Raw genomic sequence first — 7,013 nt, 5'->3', positions numbered from 1 at the left:
CGTTGTTGCGCGAGAGGGTGTAGGCCGGTTCTTGAAGGCAGCAGGAGATCTCTTGGAGACGGCGTCAGACATACCTGCCGCGCGAACGACAGAAACGATCGGACTCCATCGGCTTGACGACCATAGCTGTGCGATCGGCGTGGCGCTGCCGTTTGGACAAGCACACGCGCTGGATCTGATCGCGCTCGCACGCATTGCCCGAGCCAACGGCGCTGAATGGGCAGTGCTTGCGCCACAACGCACGCTGTTGCTGGGACCAATCGGCGAGATGACCGCGTTCGCGCTCGGGACGGCTGCGGATACGCTCGGCTTTGTCGTCGACGCCCGCGACCCGCGCCGGCGGATAGCAGCCTGTGCCGGCGCGCCACTCTGTGCTTCCGGACACATACCCGCGCGCGAACTTGCGGCGCGCATTGCCGAACGCGTCCCTCAGGGGAAGTTCTCGCTGCACATTTCGGGCTGCAGCAAAGGTTGCGCTCATCCGAGACCTGCACCCCTGACAATCCTCGGCATAGAACAAGGAGCCGGGTTTATCGATAGCGATGCTATTCTCCACTTGCCGAGAAGCGAGGCGTACTCGGACGACTTGGTAGAAGAGGTTGCCCGCAAGATCGTCGCGGAGAGCGAAGATGCTTAAGCACGACTACATCCGCGATGGCGCCGCGATCTATGAGCGCTCCTTTTCGATTATCCGTGAGGAGTCAGACCTTTCGCGGTTCACACCCGAGCAAGCGGAAATCGCCGTACGCATGATCCATGCTTGCGGCCGGGTCGATGCTGCCGCCTTCTTCGAATTCTCGGACGACTTCGTTGCCAACGCTCGGCAAGCGTTGAGGGACGGCGCACCAATCTTTTGCGATGCCCAAATGGTGGCGCACGGCGTCACGCGCGCGCGGCTGCCTGCGAATAACGACGTAATTTGTACACTCCGCGACCAACGCACGCCCGAGTTAGCTGAGAAGCTCGGGACGACGCGATCGGCCGCGGCGCTTGAGCTGTGGCGCAACCAGCTCGAGGGCAGCGTCGTCGCAATCGGTAACGCGCCTACGGCCTTATTCCATCTCTTGGAAATGATGGAACACGGCGCGCCGAAACCTGCCGCGATACTCGGAATCCCGGTGGGGTTTGTAGGAGCGGCTGAGTCCAAGGACGCACTGGCGGAGCATTCATACAACGTCCCATGGCTTATTGTCCGTGGACGGATGGGCGGCAGCGCCATGACGGCGGCCGCGCTTAATGCCCTTGCGAGAGAGGGCATATGAGGACAGCAAGATGGGCCGCATGACTGGGCGATTGATCGGTGTTGGCGTTGGACCAGGCGATCCAGAGCTGCTGACACTGAAAGCGTTGAACGCGCTTCAGTCGGCAGACGTGGTTGCGTATTTCGCGAAGGCCGGCAATGAGAGTAATGCGCGTCGGATCGTCGAGGGTCATCTCAATGGCGCCGAGGAACTGCCACTCCTCTATCCTGTCACGACGGAGATACCAAAGGCCCACGCAGCCTATCGCGACGCCATCGGGGACTTCTATGACGTGTCGGCTGCGGCCGTCTCATCATACCTCGACGACGGGCGCGACGTTGCCGTGTTGTCCGAGGGCGACCCACTCTTTTATGGGTCGTATATGCACATTCACGTGCGCCTAAGCCGCCACTACGTCACCGAAGTCATCGCGGGTGTCACTGGCATGTCGGGCTGTTGGTCTTCCGCCTCTACGCCCATTACGCAAGGCGATGATGTGTTCACTGTATTGCCGGGGACCCTGCCGGAGGTCGAGCTCGAGCGGCGCCTCGCCGATTGCGACGCCGCCGTCGTGATGAAGATTGGGCGTCATCTCCCCAAAATACGCCGCGCGTGCGAGCGGGCGGGATGCCTCGATCGCGCGATCTATGTTGAGCGCGGTACCATGACAAACTCGGCAGTGATGAAGCTCACCGATAAGCTCGATATGAAGGCACCGTATTTCGCTATCGTGCTTGTGCCTGGCTGGGAGGAACGGCGATGAGCGGCCGCTTGACCGTGATCGGCCTAGGACCCGGCGACGACCGCACTCTTACACCTGAGGCAAAGCAGGCTCTGGAAAGTGCTGGTGCGCTTTACGGCTACGGGCCCTATCTCGACCGCGTTCCGGTGCGTGAAGGTCAAGACCGCATTGCATCGGGCAATCGCGTGGAAGGAAACCGCGCCCAGGCCGCACTTGCTCATGCGGAGAAGGGCGCGCACGTGGCCATGGTTTCTGGCGGGGATCCGGGTGTCTTCGCCATGGCGGCGGCTGTATGCGCAGAGATCGAGGAGGGTCCGGCGGCTTGGCGGGCGCTCGATGTGCGGATACTGCCTGGCGTCACGGCTATGCTCGCGGTTGCAGCGCGTGTAGGGGCGCCCCTTGGGCACGACTTCTGTGCCATCTCTCTCTCGGATAACCTCAAGCCTTGGGATCTGGTCGAGCGGCGCCTCGACGCCGCAGCGGCGGGCGGGTTTGTGATTGCCTTCTATAACCCGATATCGACTGCCCGGCCCTGGCAGCTCGGCCAAGCGTTCGAACAGCTTTGCCGGCATCTTGCGCCCACCACACCTGTTGTGTTCGGTCGGGCCGTGGGTCGTAGCGATGAAGCCGTGACTGTGACAACACTCGACAAGGCAGCCGAGACCCCTGCGGACATGGCGACGCTCATCATTGTTGGCTCTCCCGAAACGCGCGTGATCGCTCGCGATGGCAAAGAGCCCCTCGTCTACACACCGCGCATGGCCGCAACGGTAAGCGCATGATTGCACCAAGCGAGAGCTTCTTCGACAGTGTCGACAGACTGCGCGTCCGGCAAGGAGGGGCGCCCAATCATCAACACTGGGATTTGAAGCGCCCTCGCCGCGGCGATCTTGCCGTAGCTAGCGTCACCGCCGCTATTTTTGGAAACAATTATTTCGATGTTGTACCGCTCCAGCATGGCGCGATCCTGCGCCTCGTCGAAGGGCCCGCGGGCCGTGACATAAGTCGCATCGCGGACGGGAAGCGGCGGGTCTATGGGATCGACACTGCGGACAAGGTAGCTGTGTTGCGGCGCGTCCGCGAACGGCGTGATGTTTTTCCGGCCAAGCGCAAGAAACGCACGAACAGGATTGGAGCCCAACCCGGAGACGGCTTCTTTCACCGTCTCTACGCAAGTCCAGCGATCCCCGGGGATGGCTTGCCACGGAGCACGGCGCAGCGCCAAGAACGGGACTCCAGTTTCTCGCGCGGCCGAATGCGCATTAGCCGAGATCTGATCGGCGTATGGATGCGTCGCATCGATCAGTATGCCGATGTTCTCAGCGGCTATGAAACGCGCAAGTCCCTCGGCGCCGCCAAAGCCTCCGATCCGCGTCGGAACGCCTTGGGGGCGGGGGTTGGCGGTGCGGCCAGCGAGAGACAAAGTTACGGTTACGTCGGAACGCAAGTCGAGAACGCTTGCGAGCTCGCGCGACTCCGTGGTGCCTCCAAGAATGAGGATCTTCATGACCGGTCCTAGTCCGTTTGCGGCGGAGCCTGCCCCATTGCAACGGTGGCTGTCCATCGTCGGCATCGGCGAAGATGGCATTGACGGCCTCGGGAGCGGTGCGCGTGAGCTGATCGAGAGTGCCGAAATCGTCTTTGGGGGCGTGCGCCATCTCGCGCTTGCTGCCCCGCTGATCCGGGGCGAAGCCCGATCTTGGCCCTCGCCGTTCTCGTCTGCGCCAAGTGAAGTGATGGCCTTGCGCGGACGGCGCGTATGCGTCTTAGCGTCGGGCGACCCGTTTTTCTACGGCGTCGGCGCGACCCTCGCGAGCCATATCGAGGCGGACGAGACATGGGTTATCCCGGCACCATCGGCCTTTAGCTTGGCTGCCGCGCGGATGGCCTGGCCTCTGCAGGACGTGACACTCGTTTCAGTGCATGGCCGTGCTCTCGACCGAATCCGGCCGCATCTCCACCCCGGTGCGCGTATTCTGGCTCTCACATCGGACGCTGAAGGGCCGGAAGCGCTGGCGCATCTCCTCGCGGACACGGGATACGGGGAATCTCAGCTAACGGTACTAGAGGCATTGGGCGGCAATCGTGAAAATACACGGACCGCCGAGGCTCGAAAGTTCGACTTGGACGACGTCTCGCCACTCAATGTTGTCGCGATTCACGTATTGGCGGAACGGGATGCCCGCATAATTGCGTACACGCCAGGCCTAGACGACTACTTGTTTGAGCACGACGGTCAGATCACCAAGCGCGAGATTCGCGCGCTAACACTGTCGTCACTCCGCCCCCACCACGGGGAACTCCTGTGGGACGTTGGAGCCGGCTCCGGGTCCGTCGCCATTGAATGGCTGCTCGCGCATGGCTCGCTGGGCGCGGTGGCGATCGAAGCTGATGAGTCCCGCGCCGCGCGGGCGGCGCGCAACGCCGCTGCTTTCGGCGTGCCACACCTTGATGTGAAGCACGCCCGCGCCCCGCATGCGCTGGCCGACCTGCCGACGCCAAACGCAATCTTCGTAGGCGGTGGCGGGAGCGGCGACGGGGTACTCGATGCCTGTCTTGAAGCGCTGCAACCCGGGGGCCGGCTGGTGGCCAACGCCGTGACACTTGAGACGGAATCGGAACTCATCGCGCGGCATGCTGCGCTCGGCGGGGAACTCATACGCGTTTCCGTATCCCGCGCCGATGCTGTCGGTGCAAAGACCGGCTGGCGCTCGGCAATGCCGGTCACGCAATGGATCTGGGAGAAGTCATGATTGTCGCTGGAATCGGGTGCCGAAAGGGCGCTACGGCCGAGGAAGTCGATGCCGCCATCGAGTTGGCCTTGCAAGAAACCGGTCAATCGCGTGGCGCGTTGACCGCGCTTGCCACATCGGACGGTAAGGGGAGCGAGCCCGGACTCGTCGACGCAGCAGCGGCAAATGGGCTCGAACTCGTCCTCATTAGGCCTGCGGCCCTGCAAGCCGCTGGACCACGGACAAAATCCTTCTCGCCACGGGTCAAGGAGATGTTCGGAGTGCCATCCGTCGCCGAAGCCGCAGCGCTCGCTGCCGCCGGACCGGATGCCGCACTGCTGGCGCCTCGCACCATCGTTGGGCCTGTGACCTGCGCGATCGCAGTCACCGCGCTCAAGCCGTGACTGTTCACTTCATAGGCGCAGGGCCCGGCGCCGCGGACCTTATCACCGTCCGCGGCCGAGACCTGATTGCGCGATGTCCTGTGTGCCTCTACGCCGGATCGATTGTCTCTGACCAATTGCTAGCCTACTGCCCGGCAGATGCGCGCGTCGTGAACACGGCACCCATGTCTCTCGACGAGATCGAGGCGGAGTATGTCCTGGCTCACGAAAGAGCGCAGGAGGTTGCTCGCCTGCATTCCGGCGACCTATCCATCTACAGTGCCGTCGCCGAGCAGATGCGGCGGCTCGACGCGCGCGGCATTCCCTACACGCTCACACCGGGCGTTCCTGCTTTCGCCGCCGCGGCCGCCGCCCTCCAATGCGAACTCACCGTGCCGGAGGTCGCGCAAAGCGTGGTCCTGACGCGAGTGCCGGGGAGGGCCTCGAAGATGCCCGACAAGGAAAGACTCGAAGCGTTCGCTGTTGCGGGAACGACGCTAGCCATCCACCTTGCGATCCACACGCTTCCCACCATAGTTGAAACGCTGCTACCGCATTATGGTGCGGCGTGCCCCGCCGCTGTCGTAGCCCATGCTTCTCAACCGAACGAAACCATTTTGCACGGAACTCTCGGCACCATTTGCTCCGAGCTTGACGCTAACCCGATCGAAAGGACAGCGATGATCTTGGTTGGCCCAGCCCTGGGAGCGAGCGAACTTGGCGCCGACGCCTTCAAAGAGAGCGCCCTCTACGACCCGGACTATCGGCGCCGCTACAGGGGGGGTCCTGCATGAGCAAAGGGCGCCCTGCCGACAAGTTGCCCCTGCCGGTCGAAGACGACAACCTCAACAGCGACCGGCTTGCCCGACACAACCTTCAACGCCGTGCGTTGAGCGGCGCGCGCCACTTCGTCGCCAAGCGGAACCCCGTCCGTCAGAGCATGGCCGAATGCTTCGGCAGCGGTATTGGAGGCTTCGATCCGGGCGGGCAAGTCAGCCGGGCCTCCGGCGGTTTTGGAAAGAGCCGCCAAGGCATCGAGGTCTACGGACCCCCGCTTCGAATGGAGGTCCAGCAGGCCTTGGGCAAGCTTAGTCATCTTGGCGACGCCGCCTGCGAGAGTCACACGCCGCACAGGATGGGTCTTGACGTATTTGAGCGTGCCCCCGACGAAGTCGCCCATATCGATGAGTGCCGTTTCCGGCAAGCCGTAAAGGGCCTGGACGGCCTGCTCGGACGTCGATCCGGTCGAGGCGGCGATGTGATCGAGACCCGCTGCCCGGGCGACGTCGACACCGCGATGAATGGAGTGGATCCAGGCTGCGCAGGAATAAGGAATGACGATCCCTGTCGTGCCGAGGATCGACAGCCCCCCGACAATGCCAAGACGACCGTTCAACGTCTTTGCAGCGAGGTCTCTGCCCTTGGGAATACCGATCTCAACATGCACGTCGCATGCCACGCCATGTTCCGTTGCGACCTCATCAAGAGCTTGGTGAATCATTTGTCGCGGCACGGGGTTGATCGCCGGCTCCCCAGGGGGGAGCGGCAAGCCTGCCCTCGTTACCGTTCCCACTCCGTCGCCGGCAGAGAAGGTAACCCCCGACCCGGCAGCCGCACGTCGAACGGTCGCCAGCACGAGCGCCCCATGTGTCACGTCGGGATCGTCACCGGCGTCCTTCACGACACCCGCCGTGGCCGATCGCGTATCGATAGCCGTCTTGGCGAGCGCAAAGGCGGGGTGCTGCCCGCCCGGCAGCGCGACCTCTACAGGATCGGGGAATACACCGGTGAGCAAAGCGGTGTAAGCCGCCTTGGCCGCAGCCGTCGCGCAGGTGCCTGTGGTCCACCCTTTTCGGAGTGGCCGGTCTTCTTCCTTCATGCTCATGCCTATAAGACGCAAATGGCGCCGCGTCAC

At 63.2% G+C, this 7,013-nt stretch carries 8 protein-coding genes and 1 pseudogene; 7 read left to right on the top strand and 2 right to left on the bottom strand.

What is annotated here, in order from left to right:
• The 4 genes and pseudogenes from AC33YF_RS06545 to AC33YF_RS06530 all read left to right on the top strand — a co-directional run.
• A pseudogene (locus tag AC33YF_RS06545) lies at positions 1 to 637 on the top strand (hypothetical protein); the annotation flags it as partial.
• Positions 630 to 1,262, top strand: a complete 633-nt coding sequence (locus AC33YF_RS06540; protein WP_491776396.1) for a precorrin-8X methylmutase — start codon at positions 630 to 632, stop codon at positions 1,260 to 1,262. The pseudogene AC33YF_RS06545 and the gene AC33YF_RS06540, both read left to right, overlap by 8 nt.
• Complete coding sequence (locus AC33YF_RS06535; RefSeq protein WP_491776395.1) at positions 1,237 to 2,004, top strand: precorrin-2 C(20)-methyltransferase; 768 nt, start codon at positions 1,237 to 1,239, stop codon at positions 2,002 to 2,004. The genes AC33YF_RS06540 and AC33YF_RS06535 overlap by 26 nt, the downstream gene beginning before the upstream one ends.
• Positions 2,001 to 2,765, top strand: a complete 765-nt coding sequence (locus tag AC33YF_RS06530) for a precorrin-3B C(17)-methyltransferase (RefSeq protein ID WP_491776394.1) — start codon at positions 2,001 to 2,003, stop codon at positions 2,763 to 2,765. Before AC33YF_RS06535 ends, AC33YF_RS06530 begins: the two co-directional genes overlap by 4 nt.
• Here the strand turns inward: AC33YF_RS06530 and AC33YF_RS06525 are convergent.
• A complete protein-coding gene (locus AC33YF_RS06525; RefSeq protein ID WP_491776393.1) occupies positions 2,729 to 3,490 on the bottom strand; it encodes a cobalt-precorrin-6A reductase in 762 nt (253 codons plus the stop codon). The two genes, AC33YF_RS06530 and AC33YF_RS06525, sit on opposite strands and share 37 nt — an antisense overlap.
• Between AC33YF_RS06525 and cbiE the strand changes: the two genes are divergently transcribed.
• The 3 genes from cbiE to cobM are packed head-to-tail and all read left to right on the top strand — an operon-like array spanning position 3,489 to position 5,892.
• Entirely contained in the window at positions 3,489 to 4,736 is a 1,248-nt protein-coding gene (gene cbiE / locus AC33YF_RS06520) for a precorrin-6y C5,15-methyltransferase (decarboxylating) subunit CbiE (RefSeq protein WP_491776392.1), read from the top strand. The genes AC33YF_RS06525 and cbiE overlap by 2 nt on opposite strands.
• Positions 4,733 to 5,119 carry a cobalamin biosynthesis protein gene (locus AC33YF_RS06515; protein ID WP_491776391.1) on the top strand — a complete coding sequence of 129 codons (387 nt, stop codon included), beginning with the start codon at positions 4,733 to 4,735 and terminating at the stop codon, positions 5,117 to 5,119. Before cbiE ends, AC33YF_RS06515 begins: the two co-directional genes overlap by 4 nt.
• Positions 5,116 to 5,892: a precorrin-4 C(11)-methyltransferase gene (gene cobM, locus AC33YF_RS06510; RefSeq protein ID WP_491776390.1), complete on the top strand. Its 777-nt coding sequence runs from the start codon at positions 5,116 to 5,118 to the stop codon at positions 5,890 to 5,892. The genes AC33YF_RS06515 and cobM overlap by 4 nt, the downstream gene beginning before the upstream one ends.
• Here cobM and AC33YF_RS06505 read toward each other — a convergent pair.
• The gene (locus AC33YF_RS06505; protein WP_491776388.1) at positions 5,871 to 6,983 is read right to left on the bottom strand and encodes a cobalt-precorrin-5B (C(1))-methyltransferase; all 1,113 of its coding nucleotides are present in this window, start codon (positions 6,981 to 6,983) and stop codon (positions 5,871 to 5,873) included. The two genes, cobM and AC33YF_RS06505, sit on opposite strands and share 22 nt — an antisense overlap.
• Positions 6,984 to 7,013: the final 30 nt, after the last annotated feature.

This window comes from Methyloceanibacter sp. (assembly GCF_058506495.1).
This window is presented reverse-complemented; position numbering and strand designations above follow the sequence as displayed.